The organism is Kitasatospora sp. NPDC058170, assembly GCF_042883905.1.
Lineage (GTDB): Bacteria > Actinomycetota > Actinomycetes > Streptomycetales > Streptomycetaceae > Kitasatospora.
On the sequence record NZ_JBHVUV010000003.1, the window covers coordinates 91,727 to 107,108 of the forward strand.

Here is a 15,382-nt window from a genome sequence, read left to right on the forward strand (position 1 = left end):
CATGCCCAAGGGCGTAGCCGAGAACGTTCCCGACGACGGCCTGACCACCCGCCAGCGCCGTACGCTGCCGATCACCGCCGTGCACACCGGCCCGGGCAAGGGCAAGTCCACGGCCGCCTTCGGCATGGCGCTGCGGGCCTGGAACCAGGGCTGGCCGATCGGGGTGTTCCAGTTCGTCAAGTCCGCCAAGTGGAAGGTGGGCGAGGAGAACGCGCTGCGCGTGCTCGGCGCCTCCGGTGAGGGCGGCACGGTGGACTGGCACAAGATGGGCGAGGGCTGGTCCTGGGTGCAGCGGTCCACCGAGATGGAGCAGTCCAGCGAGGAGGCGGCCAAGGAGGGCTGGGAGCAGGTCAAGCGCGACCTGGCCGCCGAGACCTACCGCTTCTACGTGCTGGACGAGTTCACCTACCCGATGCACTGGGGCTGGGTCGACGTGGACGAGGTGGTGGCCGTGCTCAGGGACCGCCCGGGCAGCCAGCACGTGGTGATCACCGGCCGCTACGCCAAGGAGCCGCTCACCGAACTCGCCGACCTGGTCACCGAGATGACCAAGGTGAAGCACCCCATGGACGCCGGCCGCAAGGGCCAGCGCGGTATCGAGTGGTAAGTCGGAACACGTGAACATCCCCCGTCTCGTCATCGCCGCGCCGTCCTCCGGCTCCGGCAAGACCACCGTCGCCACCGGCCTGATCGCGGCGCTCGCCGCCCGCGGTCTGGCGGTGTCGCCGCACAAGGTGGGCCCGGACTACATCGATCCGGGCTACCACGCGCTGGCCGCCGGGCGCCCGGGCCGCAACCTGGACTCCTTCATGTGCGGGCCGGAGCGGATCGCGCCGCTGTTCCTGCACGGCGCGGCCGGGGCCGACGTGGCGGTGGTCGAGGGCGTGATGGGGCTGTTCGACGGGGCGTCGGGGCGCGGCGAGCTGGCCTCCACCGCCCACGTCGCCAAGCTGCTGAAGGCGCCCGTGGTGCTGGTGGTGGACGCCTCCTCGCAGTCCCGCTCGGTGGCCGCGCTGGTGCACGGCTTCGCCTCCTGGGACCCGCAGGTGCGGCTCGCCGGGGTGATCCTCAACCGGGTCGCCTCCGACCGGCACGAGCAGCTGCTGCGCGAGGCCCTGGAGGAGGGCTCCGGGGTGCCGGTGCTGGGCGCCGTGCGCCGCTCGGCGGCGGTTGCCACGCCGTCCCGCCACCTGGGCCTGATCCCCGCCGTGGAGCGCTCCGCGCAGGCGCTGCAGGCCGTCCGGGACATGGGCGAACTGGTCGCCTCCTCGGTGGACCTGGACGCGCTGCTGGCGCTGGCCCGGACCGCTCCCCCGCTGGACGGCGCGCCCTGGGACCCGGCCGCCGAGGTCGCCGCGGTGGCCGGCGCGCCCCGGATCGCGATGGCCGGCGGCGCCGCGTTCTCGTTCTCGTACGCCGAGAACGCCGAACTGCTGGCGGCGGCCGGGGCCGAGGTGGTGCCGTTCGACCCGCTGCACGCCGACGCGCTGCCCGAGGGCACCGCGGGCCTGGTGATCGGCGGCGGCTTCCCCGAGCTGTACGTCCGGGAGCTCAGTGCGAACGCGGGGTTGCGCAGCGCGATCGCCGCGCTCGCCGGCCGGGGTGCCCCAATCGCCGCCGAGTGCGCCGGACTGCTCTACCTCGGGCGGGAGTTGGACGGCCTGCCGATGTGCGGCGTGCTGGACACCACGGCCCGGATGACCGAGCGGCTGACCCTCGGGTACCGGGAGGCCGTCGCCCTGCACGACTCGCCGCTGGGCCCGGCCGGCACCCGGGTCCGCGGCCACGAGTTCCACCGGACGGTCTGCGAGCCCGGTGCGGGCGAACAGCCCGCCTGGGGCTGGCGGCTGCCGACCGGGTCGCGGACCGAGGGTTTCACCGCCGGCGGTGTTCACGCTTCGTATCTGCACCTTCACTGGGCAGGATCACCGCAGCTCGCGGCCTCGTTCGTGGCGGCGGCCGCCGCGATCCCCCTGCAGTAGGCAGGCGAAGGGTCTGGTGTTATCACCGTCCGGAGCGTCAGAATAGGGACAGACAGCCGCAAATCGCTCCAGCCGCAACCGGTGTCGGTGACCCGACCGCCTCCCGGCGTGCCGACCGGTCGCCGACGGCCCGCGGACCCTGTGGAGCGTGCGGACACGCCCCGCCCGTGAGCCGGCCCTAGGGAGCCGTCACCATGCGTCACACCTTAACCCCGCTGCATCACCACCCTCACCCCGCCGACCAACCCTGCCTCGCGCCTCTCTCCCCGAAGTCGCTGGGGCAGCTCTATGCCGAGTACCTGAATCTCAAACAGTCCCGGCGGCTGCCGCCCGATGTCACCTTCGACCAGTTCTACGTGGTCTGGCGGGCCGAACGGCGCGGCGGCGGCATGGTCGGCCTCGACGACGGCGCCACCAGCACCACCCCGGCCGCCGGCGCGCAGCTGATCTCCCGTCCCGAGACGGAGCTGAAGGGCGAGGTCCACACCCTCGTCCTGCTGGTGGACTTCCCCGACAAGCCGCACCAGAGCGAGTTCACCCCGGGCCACTACGAGCAGCTGCTGTTCAGCAAGAACCACACCTTCCCCAGCGGCAGTCTGCGCGACTACTACCGGCAGTTGAGCGGTTTCGACCCGGACGGCGACCACGGCATCGACGTCGTGGGCGAGGTGCACGGCTGGCTGCGGCTGCCGCAGCCGATCTCCTTCTACGTCGACGGCCAGACCGGCCAGGGCGACTTCCCGCGCAACTCCCAGGGCATGGCCCGGGACACCATCGCGGCCGCGGTCGCCCAGGGCATCGACTTCAGGCCCTTCGACGCGCTCAAGGAGGGGTTCGTCACCGCGCTGTTCATCGTCCACGCGGGCCGCGGCGCCGAGGCCACCAAGGGGAACAAGAACAACTTCTGGAGCCTCAAGTGGAACGTCCCGCCGCCCCCGCCGTTCCTGGATCCCCCCGGCCCGGAGGGTGTGGAGGTCGCCCCCGGCCTGCGGGTGGGCACCTTCCTCACGGTGCCCGAGGACTGCAGCGTCGGCCTCTGCGCCCATGAGTGGGGCCACCTGGCCGCCCGTTGGGACGACTACTACGACATCGGCGACTTCGACCTGACCAAGTCGGCCGGGCTCGGGGACTACTGCCTGATGGCCTCCGGCAACTGGGGCGACAACGGCCAGACCCCGGTCTTCGCCAACGGCATGCTCCGGATGTTCCACGGCTGGACCAGCCCCCAGCGCATCACCCGGACCACCCCCGACATCACCCTGCGGCCCGCCGCCGAGGGCGGCGGCATGCTGTTCATCCAGAACGCCCGGACGATGAAGGAGAAGCAGTACATCGTCGTCGAGTACCGGCGCAAGAAGGGCCAGGACGCGTTCCTGCCGGACGAGGGCCTCGCCGTCTACGTGGTCGACGAGGACATCCTCAACGTCGAGGACGAGGAGAACCTCGCCATCGAACTCCTGCAGGCCGACGGCCGGCGCGACCTCGCGGCGATCTTCCGCCAGGGCAACCGCGGCGACGCCGACGACCTCTACCCCTTCGGCAGCAACCGCAGCGTCGGCCAGACGACCAACCCCGCGCTCAACATGCCGGACGGGCACTGGACCGGCGTCACCGTCACGGTGGCCGGCACGGCGGGTGCGGACGAGATGAAGGTGGACGTCACGGTGGAGTGACCCGGCCCGGCGGGAGGACTCGGTTCAACCGGGAGGACTTCCGGGGGTTTCAGCCGGAGGCGCGCACGTAGATGTCGGTGGCGCCGGTGAGACCGCCCGAGGTGGTCGAGACGTAGATCCGGCGGCCGGCGGTCGCGGTGCGGGTGGCCGTGGGCGAGGGGCTCGGCGCGGCCGTCGGTACGGGCTCGGGCTCGGCCACGGCTGCGGCCGGTACGAACACCGGGGACGGGGTCACGGACGGGGACGGGGGCCCGGTCGGGGTCGCGGTCGGGGTGGGTGTCCCGTCGGCCTGGGGCTCCGCGGTCGGCGTCCGCGTCTCCTCGTCGTCCCCCTCCTCGTCCTCCTCCTCGTCGCCCTCCGCGGAGTCCGGGGAGTCCGGGGCCGGCTTCGCGGAGCGGGTGCACGGGGCGGAGGACGGCGAGACCTCGGGCGAGGGCTGCCGGTCCGCCTGCGCGGTCGGCGTCGGGCTCGGACTCGGACTCGGGTTCGGGTTCGGATTCGGGTTCGGGTTCGCCGTCGGGCTCGGGCTCGCCGTCGGTCCCGGCGGCTCCGGGAGCGCGGGCGAGGGCGAGGCCCAGGGCGACTCACCGAGCCCGGCCGCCGCCCCCACCTCCGGCAGCTCCGGGGCCTCGGACGGCTCGTCCCCGCCGAGGGCCGCCGTCAGGTCGGGCGGCAGCGGGGCTCGCGGGCCGGGCGCGGGCAGGTCGTAGGTGCGCAGGAAGTCGGCGACGTCGACGGGCCGCCCACCGCCCAGCCGGTAGTGCAGATAGGCCACCGGCACGCCCTCCGGGGTGCGCGTGTACACCGCGCCGACCGGCACGTAGTACCGCCCCGCCCCCGGGTGCTGCGACGGGTGCAGGCCCGCCAGCAGCTCGGCACGGTCCCGGTCGGTCTCGGGCACCGCGCGCCCGACCGTCAGCGCGTTCACGCCCCGGACCAGCAGCACCCCCATGAACGCCACACAGAGCACCAGCCCCACCGCGATCGAGCGCCGCAGCACCGGCCGGCCGTGCAGCGCCGGCCAGGAGTCGCTCGGTGTCCGCTCCCCCGCCGGCCCGCCGCCCCCGCGCGCTCCGCCCGGCTCCCTCACCTTCACCGTCCTGCTCCCCCGTCAGTCGGCACCCCCGGTGCCCTCGCTCTGCTCGGCGTGGGCCGCTCCCCCCGGGGTACCGGTGCCCACACGCACCGTCGGTCCACGGACCGCGGCACCCCCGCAGCCTCCCACACCCGGCGCGACGCGGACCGGTCAGCCCAGGAATGCCGGTGCCACGGCCGCCTCCAGCAGCCGCCGCGGCTCCCCGCCGCCGGCCGCCGGGACGGTCCAGAGGTCCGCCCCGAAGTCGCCCGGCAGCGCGTAGAGCAGGGTCGAGGCGTCGGACCAGACCGCCTGGTCGTCGATGTTGCGCTGCTCCCCGGTGGCGGTCTCGGTCATGGTGGCGAGGTCCAGCACGTACAGCCGCCAGGGCGAGTCGTCCGGGAGTCCGGGCACCCGCTTCTTGTACGCGATCCGGGTGCCGTCCGGCGACAGCGAGGGGCACTCGACGTTCTGGTGCAGCGTGGTCAGCGTGCGCGCGCCGAGGTCGCCGCGGACCAGGTAGGTCTGGCCACCGGTGGCCACGGTCGCGTAGAAAACGTTGTCGTCGGCGAAGGTGACGCCCCAGATGTTGAGGTCGGGCGCCTGGTACGGGCGGCCGTCCTTGATCACGTCGAAGGCCTCCAGGTTGTCCCGGAGGTTCCAGTCCCGGACGTCCACGATGGAGGTCCGGGTGGAGAAGGCCGTGCCCGCGTAGGAGTCGCCGCTGACGAAGACCGTCCAGGCGGCGAGGTGCCCGGAGGGGGAGACCCGGGAGCGGGTCGGGATGCCGGCGGCCGGGAAGGAGCGCAGCTCGCGCAGCCGGTCGTCCAGGACGACCGCCCGGTAGCTGTCCTGCAGCGCCCCGCGCTCGGCCTGCAGGCAGACGCCCGTCCCCGCCGCCGCGTGGAACCGCAGGCACTGCACGCCGGACGCGGTCCGCGGGCCGTCCGGGTGGTCGGCTGGCACGGTGGCCAGCTCGTCGCGGTGCGGGCCCCAGGCCATGTTGCGGAAGACCAGCTGACGGCCGGTGGCGGAGGCCTGCAGCGAGACCGGGCCGCGGGTGACCACCGGGCCGCCCGGCTGCACCTGGTCCTTGCGGGCCGACCGGTCGGACGCGTACAGCACCGCGCCGGTGCCGACCGAGCCCAGCAGCAGGACGGCGACCAGCAGGATCACCACCCGGCCGCGCGTCTGGAGCGACTGGTTCACTGCGGACCCTCCGGAGCCGGGCGAAGGACGAAGGACGCCCCGATGACGCAGCCGGCCAGCGCGGCGGCCGACCAGGCCAGGGCGGTGGTACCGCCGACGGCGCTCCACAGCGCACCGAAGACCAGCGAGCAGGCGAACCGGGCGAGCGCCTGCCCCGTCCCGACCAGGGCGAGCCCGGCACCGCGCTGCTCGGCGGGCACCGCGTCGGCCGCGGCGGCGGCGAGCACGCCGTCCGTCGCCGCGTAGAACGCGCCGTGCAGCACCAGCACGCAGACCACCGCCGGCAGGCCGCCCAGCGGCGACAGCAGCAGTCCGTAGGCCAGCAGCAGCAGACCGTGCCCGGCCAGGAACAGCCGTCGGCGGCCGATCCGGTCGGCGAGCGCGCCGAGCGGGACGGCGAGCAGCAGGAAGGCGGCGGCGGTGCCGAGCGGCAGCAGCGGGAACAGGTGGGTGGCGAGGCCGAACCTGCGCTGGACGAGCAGGTAGAGGAAGGAGTCGCTGACGGTGGTCAGACCGAGCAGCACCGCGCAGAGCGCGAGTCGGCGCAGCTCCGGGCGCCGCAGCAGGGCGAGCCCGTCCCGCAGCGACGGGGCCGTCCGCGGCGGCTCGTCGGCCCGCAGCCGGCTCGGCACGAACAGCAGCAGCACCAGGACGCCGAGCACCGCGACGCACGCGCTGACCGTGAACACCGCGTCGTAGCCGTGCCGTTCGCCGTCGTCAGCGAGCATCGGCCCGCCCGCGAGGCGCAGCACCAGGAAGGCGGTGAGCGGTCCGAGCAGCGCGCCGGCGGTGTCCATCGCCCGATGCACGCCGAACGCCCGCCCGCGGTGCTCGGGTTCGGTCGCCAGCGAGATCATCGCGTCCCGGGGTGCGGTGCGCAGCCCCTTCCCGGTGCGGTCGACCGCGATCACGGCGCCGATCAGCGGCACGGTGTGGACGAGCAGCAGCAGCGGTTTGCAGAGTGCCGACAGCCCGTAGCCGACCGCCGCGACCGCCTTGTGCCGCGCCGCGCCGTCCGCGCCGCGCCGGTCGGCGAGGTGGCCGCCGGTGAGCCGGACCAGCGCGCTGAAGCCGTTCTGGATGCCGTCCAGCAGCCCGAAGCCGAGCGGGGACAGGCCGAGCCCGGTGAGCAGGTAGAGCGGCAGGACGGCGCTGACCATCTCGGAGGACACGTCGGTGATCAGGCTGACGGTGCCCAGCACCAGCACGGTTCCGGGGACGGCGGCGGCCACCCGCCGCCCCGGCTTCTGAGCCGGGGCGGCGGGGGCCTTCGAGCTGCGGGAGTCCGCGAGGTACACGGGCGTCAGTTCCAGATGCCGGTGATGGTGGCGGCGGTGGCGGCGTTGCCCGCGTGGCTGGTGAGCCCCGCGAGGTCCTCCACGGTGCGCAGCACGTTGTAGTGGTTGTAGGTGGTGGCGGTGGTGCTGCCGGGCGTGACGTGCTCGCCGTAGAGGACCGTCGGGATGCGGTTGCCGGAGAGCTTGTTGTCCTCGTCGAAGGTGACGACCAGGATGCTGTTGTGGGTCTTGGCCCAGGTCGCGTAGGCGCCGAGCTTGTTCTTCACCCAGGTGTCGCCGGTGCCGACCGAGCAGTCGTGCATGTCGTTGCAGAGGTCCGGCACCACGAAGGAGACCTTCGGCAGCGTGGTGTAGTCGGTGGGGAACTGGGTGAAGGTGAACGCGGTGCTGGTCGGCACGTTGCTGAAGCCGAACCAGGGGTTGTGCTTCTGCGCGTACTTGCCGCTGCTGCAGGTCGTCGAACCCTGGCTCGGCAGGCCCTCGTTGTAGCTGGCCCAGGTCTTGCCGGCGGCGATCAGCTCGGAGGCCAGGTTGGGCTTGTTGATCGAGCCGACCGGCACGCAGCTGTCGTCGGTGCGGCCCTGGGTGGCGCCGGAGAACAGCATGTAGTAGTTGGGCTCGCTCGGGTGCGTCAGCCCGAACGACTGGGTGAGGGTGGCGCCGCCGGCCTTGAGCGTGCCGTTGATGTACGGCGCGCTGGAGCTGCCGATGACCTGCGAGTAGGCGTGGTTCTCCAGGACCACCACGACCACGTGGTCGGGCGCCGGCAGGGCGGCGGCCTGCGCGGTGCTGCCGGTGGCGGCCCAGAGGCCGAGCGAGCCGGCCATCAGGCCGAGGCCGGCGGCGAGCGCGGTCAGCGGGCGGCGGGAGCGGGGCGCGACGGCGTCGCGGATTCGTGCGAAGGGCATGGGTGTCCTCCGTGCGTCGGGGGGCTGCGGGATTCAGAGCGCCGCAAACAGTAGGAGGGCGGCGGTGGCGTGGACCGCGCAAGGAAAGTGAAGAACAGGCGAACAGCGGCCCTCCCGTCGTCGGTGTCGGGGGCTCCGGGCGGCGGCGGATGTCACAGGTGTCCCGATTGACCCGTCCGTCACCACCATGGTGGGATTTCCCGGCCGCCGCCTCCTGACCGTGCGGCTTTCGGATGGAAAGCGGCTGTGCCGCCGAGGGAGCGGAACGTGATCGGTCTGGTCGCCGTCGACACGGCGGGCCGCACGCTCGCCGCGGAGCTGCGGGCGGCGTGGCCGGCGGCTCTGGCGGGGCCCGTGACCCCGGCGGCTCTGGTGGCTCTGGCGGGGCCCGACGGCGGCGAGCGGCTGCCGGAGGGCCTGGGGGCTGGGCTGGGGTCGGCGCTGGAGCGGCTGGAGCCTGGGCTGGGGCCTGTGCTGGGCCTGGCGCTGGGCCGGTTCCGCCGGGTGGTCTGTCTCGCGCCCGTCCCGGCCGTCGTGGGGCTGCTCTGTGCGGGCCCGCCCGACCTCGTGGGGCTGCCTGCTCCGGCGGGCCCGCCCGACCTGGCGGGGCGGCCCGCTCTGGTCTGCGTGGATCCGGAGCGGCGCCGGGCCGTCGCCCTGGCCGGGGGCGCCGAGGAGGCCCGTGCGCTGGCCGCGGAGGTGTCGGCGGCCCTGGGCACCCGGCCGGTCGGCGCCGGGGAGCCTGCGGGCGGGTGGCTGCCGCGGTTCACCGACCTGGCCGCCGCCGGGGGCGCGCCGGTGGTGCACCCGCGCACCCTGACCGTCGGGGTCGGCGCCGGGAGCGCGGCCCGGCCCGACGAGGTGCTCGACCTGGTCCTGGAGGCGCTGGCCGCCGCCGGGCTGGCCCCCGCGTCCGTCGCCCGGCTGGCCACCGTGGACGGCAAGGCCGACCACCCGGCGGTGCGCCGGGCCGCGTCCCTGCTGGACGTGCCGGTGGTCGGCCACCCGGCCGCCGCGCTGGCGGCGGTGCGCGTGCCCAACCCCTCGGCCGGGGTCCGGGCGGCCGTCGGCACCGCGAGCGTCGCCGAGGCGGCGGCGCTGCTCGGCGCGCCCGGTGGCCGGCTCGTCGCGCCCAAGCGGAAGTCGGGGGCGGCCACGGCCGCGATCGCCCGCGCGGCGACCACTCACGGGCGGCTGGCGGTGGTCGGCCTCCACCTCGACGAACCCGACCGGTTCGACCGGTTCGACGGGCCCGGCCGGCTTGAAGGGCCCGACCGGTTCGACGGGCCCGGCCGGCTCGACGGGCGCGGTGCGGCGGAGCTGCGGCGCGCGTCGCTGGTGGTCGGTGCGCCCGGCGTACTCGACCGCCTCGCCCCCGTGCTGCGGCCGACCGCCCGCCGGCTCACCGCGGAGGACCACCTCGACACCGCCGTCGCGCTCGCCACCCAGGGGCAGGCCGTCGTCCTCGCCGTCCCCGGGGACGCCTCCGCCCCGCCGGTGGAGCCCGGCCCCTACGACCTCGTCCGCGTCCCCGCCCCGCCCCTCCCCCGTGCAGGAGATCCCTCGTGACCAGCGCCACCCCCCGGACCGAGCCCGACCTGCGCCACCACGGCGACGCGGAGGTGCGCTCCGCCGGCCTGGTCGACCTGGCCGTGAACGTCCGCACCGGCACGCCCCCGCCGTGGCTGCGCGAGCGCCTCGCGGCCACCCTCGGCGATCTCGCGGTCTACCCCGACCCCGCCGCCGCCCGCGCGGCCGTCGCGGTCCGGCACCGGCGGCCGGTGGAGGAGGTCCTGCTCACGGCCGGTGCGGCCGAGGCTTTCGTGCTGCTCGCCCGCGTTCTGACGCCTCGTCACATCTCGGTGGTGCACCCGCAGTTCACCGAGCCGGAGGCGGCCCTGCGGGACGCCGGGCACACCGTCCACCGGGTGCTGCTCTCCCCCGCGGACGGCTTCCGACTGGCGGCCGTCCCGGAGGAGGCCGACCTGGTGGTCCTCGGCAACCCCACCAACCCGACCTCCGTCCTGCACCCGGCCGCCGCCGTCGCCGCCCTGGCCCGGCCCGGACGCACCCTGGTGATCGACGAAGCGTTCATGGACACCGTGCCCGGCGAAACCGAATCCCTCGCCGCCGTACGGGACTTGCCCGGTCAGGTGGTCGTGCTGCGCAGCCTCACCAAGACCTGGGGCCTGGCCGGCCTGCGGATCGGCTACGTGCTCGGCCCGGCCGCCCTGATCGCCGGGCTCGCCGCCGCCCAGCCGCTCTGGCCGGTCTCCACCCCGGCCCTCGTCGCCGCCGAGGCCTGCAGCACCCCGGCCGCCCTCGCCGAGGCCGAGCAGGCGGCCCGGGACCTCGCCGGGCACCGCGACCACCTGCTGAAGGGCCTCGCCGCCTTCCCCGCCGTCCGGGTGCACGGCGAACCCGCCGCCTCCTTCGTCCTCGTCGAACTGTCGGAGGCCGCAGCCGTCCGCACCCGGCTGCGTGAGCACGGTTTCGCCGTCCGGCGCGGCGACACCTTCCCCGGGCTGGGGCCGGACTGGCTGCGCATCGCCGTCCGGGACCCCGCGACGACGGACCGCTTCCTGGCGGCGCTCGACGCGGTGCTGGGCGCGAGTCCGCGCACCTCCCGGACCGACGCCTGAACCCCTGGGACAGGACCGGGACATTTCAAGCACCAGCCGGTGATCAAGCTCGACCTACCGTGGAGGCAGACAGCGATCCACCCCGGACAGACGGAAGTTGGGACCTCCATGCGCTCGCGAATCGCCCTCGCCGCTCTTGCCGTCACCGCTCTCGCGGCCACCGCCACCGCCTGCGGCCCCGACAACAGCGACGGGCCGGCGGCCGTGGGCGGCGCCCCGACGACCGCCGCCCCGGCTGCCGCCCCGACCTCCGCCGCTCCGACCACCGCTCCCCCTGCTGCCGCGCCGACCTCCGCCGCACCCTCCAAGTCGGCGAAGCCGTCGACCCCCGCCCCGGGCGCGGGCGACAAGACCGGCTCGGGCCAGGCCTGCCGCGCCAACGACCTCACCTTCAGCGCCAAGCTGGAGACCCAGGCCGGCGGCTACGTCCAGATCTCCGCCAAGGCCAAGCCCGGCATCACCTGCATCCTGTCCGGCGAGCACCCCGTCATCGCCTTCGGCTCGGGCGGCATCGAGGCAGCCAACGCCGAGCAGACCGTCGGCACGCCGATCACCCTCAGCGGCTCCACCGTCGCCTACGCGGGGATCAACCCGAAGAGCACCAACACCAACCAGGCCATCGAGTTCAAGGACGTCATCATCGGCATCGGCAAGGGGGACCCGAACCCGGTGAGCATTCCCGTCGGCGCCCTCAGGGTCGACAAGCCGGTCGTCACCAACTGGCACACCAGCGCCAAGGACGCCGTCCCCGGCGTCTGATCCTTGATGATTCCTTGCTCGATCCTCCGCCCGGAGGCAGCATCGGCCCGATTCGCCAGATAGCACGATCAAGAATGGTCACTGAGACCACAAAACACACCAGGCCGCACCCCTCAGGGCCCGAAACCGCACGGACCGGCAACCCGGCTCTCAACCACTGTGCCCCCACCGCCCATGGCAGATACCTTTCCCTTCGAGGGACGCCCTCGGACCCGGTTCGACATGGGGAGGCTGCAGTGCTCGATGAGCAGGAGACCATCGGAAACCGCATCCGGCGCGCCCGTCTGAGGCTCGGCATGCCACAGGCGGATCTGGCAGCCGCAGTCGGTCGGACCCAGGGCTGGGTCTCGAAGGTCGAGGCCGGGCGGATCGAGCTGGATCGGGCCGGGGTCATCAATCAGCTGGCCTCCGCCCTGCATTGCCATCCGAACGACCTGATCGAGCGCCCATACATCGCGGAGAACTCCTCGGAGAACCAATGGCAGATCTCCGCGGCGGCGATTCTGCGCGAGTTGCGCCGCTACGACCTCGCGCCGGTGTTCGACGGCCCTCCACGCGCCTCCCGTGAGCTGTGGCGGGATACCGAGCAGCTGCACCGACTGCGGGACGAGGCGGCGAGTACCGCCATCCTCGGCATGTTGCCGGATCTGCTGCGGGAGTCGCGGGCGCTCGCAGAGGTATCCACCGGGCGCGAGCGGGAGGAGGCGTTCTCCCTCTACGCCGTCTGCTGCAAATTCGCACATACCGCCGCCCACGCGCTCGGACACCCCGAACTCGTGGCCATGGCTTGCGAGCGGGCCTCCTGGGCCGCCGCCAGGTCCGGCGATGCCGTGCTCCCCGCCGTGGCCGACTGGATGCGGGTCTGGGACATGTGGGCCACGGCCGACTGGTCCGACGCGATCGCGCTGTCGGACAAAGCCCTGCGGTCGATCGAGGAACCGAACCAGGCGGGCGACCCGCTGGCCGTCCGAGCCTGGGGAAGCCTGCATCTGCGGGCGGCGGTGTCGGCCGCCCGGGCGGGTGACGCACAGCAGGTCGAGGACCGCGTCGCGGAGGCCCGTCGGGCTGCGCAGCGCATGGAGCCGCTCAGAAGGACGACCTTCGACCGGCACTCGCTGACGTTTTCCCTGGGAAATGTGCAGATCCACGCCGTGTCGGTGCAGTTGGAGATGGGGGACCACGCCAAGGCGTTGCTGCTGAACGAGCGCGCCGACCCGCAGCACGTGTCGGCGCTCCCCAAGTCCCGGCGGGGCCATCACCACATGGACCTGGCTCGGGCCTGGCTGTGGGACGGCAACCGCGACCGGGCCCTCGCAGATCTGGAGACGGCCGAGCGGATCGCGCCTCAACTCGTCCGCAACCACCCGATCGCGCGAGCCACCCTCCGCAAGATTGTCTACGCCGAACGCGCCACCACCCGTGAGAGGTTGCGACGCATGTCGGACCGCTTCCGGCTGGACGGATAGACCGTATTCCACCCATTCATATTCACCTGTAGTCACTCGCCTACTGTCAGTCGCAGGGGCCGGTGGCCCCCTTCTGTCAACGCGAGGACGAAGGGCCGACCGTGACCGTCTTCAGCAGACCGACCCTCCACAGGTGGGAAGGCACCCTCACCGAGCACAGCTCTTCCGTACGGACCGCGCGCCACCTGGTCCGCCACCAACTCGCCGCATGGGGGTGGGACGGCGACCGCGTGGACGACCTCGTACTCATCACCTCCGAGCTGGTCACCAATGCCATCGTCCATGCCTGCCAGGGCGTCGGCGAAGTCCGGCTCCACCTCCAGGAGTTCGCGGGCGACTGCCGGCTCGAAGTGTGGGATCCGCGTTTCGACCTCCCGCTCCGGGACCGACGCCCCCGTCGCTTCAGCGAGGGCGGGCGTGGGATCGAGCTCGTCCGCGAGCTGGCCTTCGACTTCGGGGTGGTCATACGGCGCGGTACGGGCAAGCGCGTCTGGGTACGCGTCCTGCTCGACGACGACCAGAACCCGTACTCACCGCACCGGAGTTGAGCACCGATGCAATCCCGTACGGGCCGTCACGCCCGACAGCGGCACGAGGACGCCAGGGCGGCCGTCGCCGAGCTGACCGACGCCCTGGCGTCCGCGAGCATCGTCCTGCCGTCAGTCGGCGTGGACAGCCCGTCCCTCTTCACCGGTGAGGTACTGGTGGAACTCGGCCGGGCCCGGCCCGACGTGGTCATCCGGCTCGCCGCACTCATCCGACGAGGGACGGACCGGTGAACCGGCCGACACCCCTCGAAGTGACCGTCGCCGCGCTCGTCCTCGCCGTCAGCATCGCGCTCGCCTTCGGTGCGGCCGCGCTGGTCGGCCCCGGCCAGCGCGGCACCGCCGGCGTCGTCTGGTGGACGACGCTCGCAGCCTCGTTCCTCCGGGGCCTCAGCTGGTCCGAGACCGCCCTCGACCGGCGTCGGACGCCGCCGCGGTGATCAGCACAGCTCGACCGCGTCCCCCACCGTCACCGCTCCCGGCTCCACCACCTGCGCGTACACGCCCGCGCAGGGCAGCGCGGGCATCCCCTCCATCGGGACCAGCCGGTTCTGCTCGGCGAGGGCCTTCAGCGCCGCCATGCTACGCGGCAGTTCGCCATGAGCGAGGGTGGGGACGGCGCAGCGCGGGGTGGGGACCAGCACGCGGATCCGCAGGTCCGGGCCGATCCGTACCTCGCGGCCCACCCAGGCGTTCTCGACGAAGCCCTCCCCCTCGGTACGGATCACCAGGTTGGGGCGGTAGCGCTCGGCCTCGGCCGGCACGGCGTCCAGGGTCGAGGTGGTCACCAGGTGCAGCGGCGCGAAGTCGAAGAACGTCCCGCCGGGGGCCGCCCGGCCGAGACCGTTGACGGTGACGGCGACCTCCGCCTCGACGCCGTGGGCCAGCACCTCCTCCGGGACGGCCCGTTCCAGCAGCGCCCCGGGTGGCGGCTCGTCCACCAACCGGACCAACCGGCCCAGCAGTTCGGAGAGCTCCCGCTCGCCGACCGCCCGGCCGTCGGGGCCACTGACGGCGACCCCGTCCGCCGTCAGCACGGCGGTGAACCCGAGCATCCCGGCCCACAGCCGCGGGTTCTTGGCACTCACCACCCGCCCGCCGGCCACGTCCACCAGCGCCCGGCCGCGGTCCCCGTCGATCCCGCGCTCCGACACCCCGGCCGTCCGCAGCTCCTCCCCGAGCATCGACTTCACCGGGTACCGCCACAGCCGCTCCACCACCCCGACCCTCATGCCACCCACTCCCGCACCGTCGCGAAGTCCCCCTCCCGCAACCCGAGTCGGGCGTCGATCCGCAGGGCCAGCGCCTCCCCCGGATGGTTCGCCGCGATCCACTCGACGTCCTGCGGACCCAACTCGTCGTCCACCCAGACGAAGCGCCGCCCCGCCGCCCGGGCGACCAGGTGGCGGGTCTTCCAGTGCAGCCCCTCCGGGTCCTCCTGGTGCAGCTGCGGCCAGTCGACGAACGGGAGGCGCGGCAGCCCGAGCAGTGGGGCGATCCAGGTGTTCGCCTCGTCCATCCATGTGGTCGCCCAGACCAACTCGCAGGGCAGTGAGAGCAGTTCCGGGCCGTGTCGCGGGTTGAGCCACAGTCGCAGCGGGCGCACGTACAGGCCCGGCCTGCGGGGGAATCGGGCGACCCAGGAATCCGGCTTGACCCGGTGCGTCAGGTAGCCCTCGGGCCGCCTGTGCGGCTTCGCGGCGTAGGGGTTCAGCGGACCGTCGACGTCCAGGAACAGGAGCGGCAGCAAGGACCGCAGCTCGGCAGGCAACGGCCCGGCGGGTTGCGGTGCGGCGGGCGGCGGCTCGGCGGGTTGCGGCATACC

16 protein-coding genes are annotated in these 15,382 nt (G+C 73.7%); 10 read left to right on the plus strand and 6 right to left on the minus strand.

Annotation, left to right across the window (positions count from 1 at the left end):
* Position 1: 1 nt before the first annotated feature.
* The 3 genes from cobO (at position 2) to ACFVVX_RS04960 (ending at position 3,655) form a co-directional block, all read left to right on the plus strand.
* The gene (gene cobO, locus ACFVVX_RS04950; protein WP_387941478.1) at positions 2–607 is read left to right on the plus strand and encodes a cob(I)yrinic acid a,c-diamide adenosyltransferase; all 606 of its coding nucleotides are present in this window, start codon (positions 2–4) and stop codon (positions 605–607) included.
* A 10-nt stretch (positions 608–617) separates the two neighbouring features.
* Complete coding sequence (locus ACFVVX_RS04955; RefSeq protein ID WP_387941480.1) at positions 618–1,982, plus strand: cobyrinate a,c-diamide synthase; 1,365 nt, start codon at positions 618–620, stop codon at positions 1,980–1,982.
* A gap of 194 nt (positions 1,983–2,176) precedes the next feature.
* On the plus strand, positions 2,177–3,655 hold the full coding sequence (locus tag ACFVVX_RS04960) for a M6 family metalloprotease domain-containing protein (protein WP_387941482.1): 1,479 nt from the start codon (positions 2,177–2,179) through the stop codon (positions 3,653–3,655).
* A gap of 49 nt (positions 3,656–3,704) precedes the next feature.
* On the opposite strand, the gene ACFVVX_RS04965 is transcribed toward ACFVVX_RS04960, so the two are convergent.
* The 4 genes from ACFVVX_RS04965 to ACFVVX_RS04980 form a co-directional block, all read right to left on the minus strand.
* Positions 3,705–4,751, minus strand: a complete 1,047-nt coding sequence (locus tag ACFVVX_RS04965) for a hypothetical protein (RefSeq protein WP_387941484.1) — start codon at positions 4,749–4,751, stop codon at positions 3,705–3,707.
* A 150-nt stretch (positions 4,752–4,901) separates the two neighbouring features.
* Complete coding sequence (locus tag ACFVVX_RS04970) at positions 4,902–5,939, minus strand: TolB family protein (RefSeq protein WP_387941486.1); 1,038 nt, start codon at positions 5,937–5,939, stop codon at positions 4,902–4,904.
* On the minus strand, positions 5,936–7,237 hold the full coding sequence (locus tag ACFVVX_RS04975; protein ID WP_387941488.1) for an MFS transporter: 1,302 nt from the start codon (positions 7,235–7,237) through the stop codon (positions 5,936–5,938). Before ACFVVX_RS04975 ends, ACFVVX_RS04970 begins: the two co-directional genes overlap by 4 nt.
* 5 nt (positions 7,238–7,242) lie before the next feature.
* Positions 7,243–8,145 (minus strand): alkaline phosphatase family protein, encoded by a 903-nt coding sequence (locus ACFVVX_RS04980; protein WP_387941490.1) that lies wholly within the window; start codon positions 8,143–8,145, stop codon positions 7,243–7,245.
* Positions 8,146–8,412: 267 nt separating this feature from the next.
* Between ACFVVX_RS04980 and ACFVVX_RS04985 the strand changes: the two genes are divergently transcribed.
* From ACFVVX_RS04985 to ACFVVX_RS05015, 7 genes are all read left to right on the plus strand, one after another.
* Positions 8,413–9,714: a cobalamin biosynthesis protein gene (locus ACFVVX_RS04985; RefSeq protein WP_387941492.1), complete on the plus strand. Its 1,302-nt coding sequence runs from the start codon at positions 8,413–8,415 to the stop codon at positions 9,712–9,714.
* Positions 9,711–10,787, plus strand: a complete 1,077-nt coding sequence (gene cobC / locus ACFVVX_RS04990; RefSeq protein WP_387941494.1) for an Rv2231c family pyridoxal phosphate-dependent protein CobC — start codon at positions 9,711–9,713, stop codon at positions 10,785–10,787. The genes ACFVVX_RS04985 and cobC overlap by 4 nt, the downstream gene beginning before the upstream one ends.
* Before the next feature lie 108 nt (positions 10,788–10,895).
* Positions 10,896–11,546 (plus strand): hypothetical protein, encoded by a 651-nt coding sequence (locus tag ACFVVX_RS04995; protein ID WP_387941496.1) that lies wholly within the window; start codon positions 10,896–10,898, stop codon positions 11,544–11,546.
* Between the two features lie 236 nt (positions 11,547–11,782).
* Complete coding sequence (locus tag ACFVVX_RS05000; RefSeq protein ID WP_387941498.1) at positions 11,783–13,012, plus strand: helix-turn-helix domain-containing protein; 1,230 nt, start codon at positions 11,783–11,785, stop codon at positions 13,010–13,012.
* Between the two features lie 101 nt (positions 13,013–13,113).
* A complete protein-coding gene (locus tag ACFVVX_RS05005) occupies positions 13,114–13,560 on the plus strand; it encodes an ATP-binding protein (protein WP_387941500.1) in 447 nt (148 codons plus the stop codon).
* Between the two features lie 6 nt (positions 13,561–13,566).
* Entirely contained in the window at positions 13,567–13,791 is a 225-nt protein-coding gene (locus ACFVVX_RS05010) for a hypothetical protein (protein ID WP_387941502.1), read from the plus strand.
* 20 nt (positions 13,792–13,811) lie between these two features.
* Complete coding sequence (locus tag ACFVVX_RS05015; RefSeq protein WP_387941504.1) at positions 13,812–13,997, plus strand: hypothetical protein; 186 nt, start codon at positions 13,812–13,814, stop codon at positions 13,995–13,997.
* Here the strand turns inward: ACFVVX_RS05015 and ACFVVX_RS05020 are convergent, their stop codons facing one another.
* Both ACFVVX_RS05020 and ACFVVX_RS05025 read right to left on the minus strand, forming a co-directional pair.
* Positions 13,998–14,789 (minus strand): MOSC domain-containing protein, encoded by a 792-nt coding sequence (locus tag ACFVVX_RS05020; RefSeq protein WP_387941506.1) that lies wholly within the window; start codon positions 14,787–14,789, stop codon positions 13,998–14,000. It abuts the gene before it with no gap.
* Complete coding sequence (locus ACFVVX_RS05025; RefSeq protein ID WP_387941912.1) at positions 14,786–15,316, minus strand: HAD domain-containing protein; 531 nt, start codon at positions 15,314–15,316, stop codon at positions 14,786–14,788. Before ACFVVX_RS05025 ends, ACFVVX_RS05020 begins: the two co-directional genes overlap by 4 nt.
* Between the last annotated feature and the right edge of the window lie 66 nt (positions 15,317–15,382).

Bases quoted from the DNA above. Each gene is read 5' to 3' on its own strand.
- cobO (WP_387941478.1), top strand. From the start codon at position 2: ATGCCCAAGGGCGTAGCCGAGAACGTTCCCGACGACGGCCTGACCACC.
- ACFVVX_RS04960 (WP_387941482.1), top strand. From the start codon at position 2,177: ATGCGTCACACCTTAACCCCGCTGCATCACCACCCTCACCCCGCCGAC.
- ACFVVX_RS04980 (WP_387941490.1), bottom strand. From the start codon at position 8,145: ATGCCCTTCGCACGAATCCGCGACGCCGTCGCGCCCCGCTCCCGCCGC.
- ACFVVX_RS04995 (WP_387941496.1), top strand. From the start codon at position 10,896: ATGCGCTCGCGAATCGCCCTCGCCGCTCTTGCCGTCACCGCTCTCGCG.
- ACFVVX_RS05010 (WP_387941502.1), top strand. From the start codon at position 13,567: ATGCAATCCCGTACGGGCCGTCACGCCCGACAGCGGCACGAGGACGCC.
- ACFVVX_RS05020 (WP_387941506.1), bottom strand. From the start codon at position 14,789: ATGAGGGTCGGGGTGGTGGAGCGGCTGTGGCGGTACCCGGTGAAGTCG.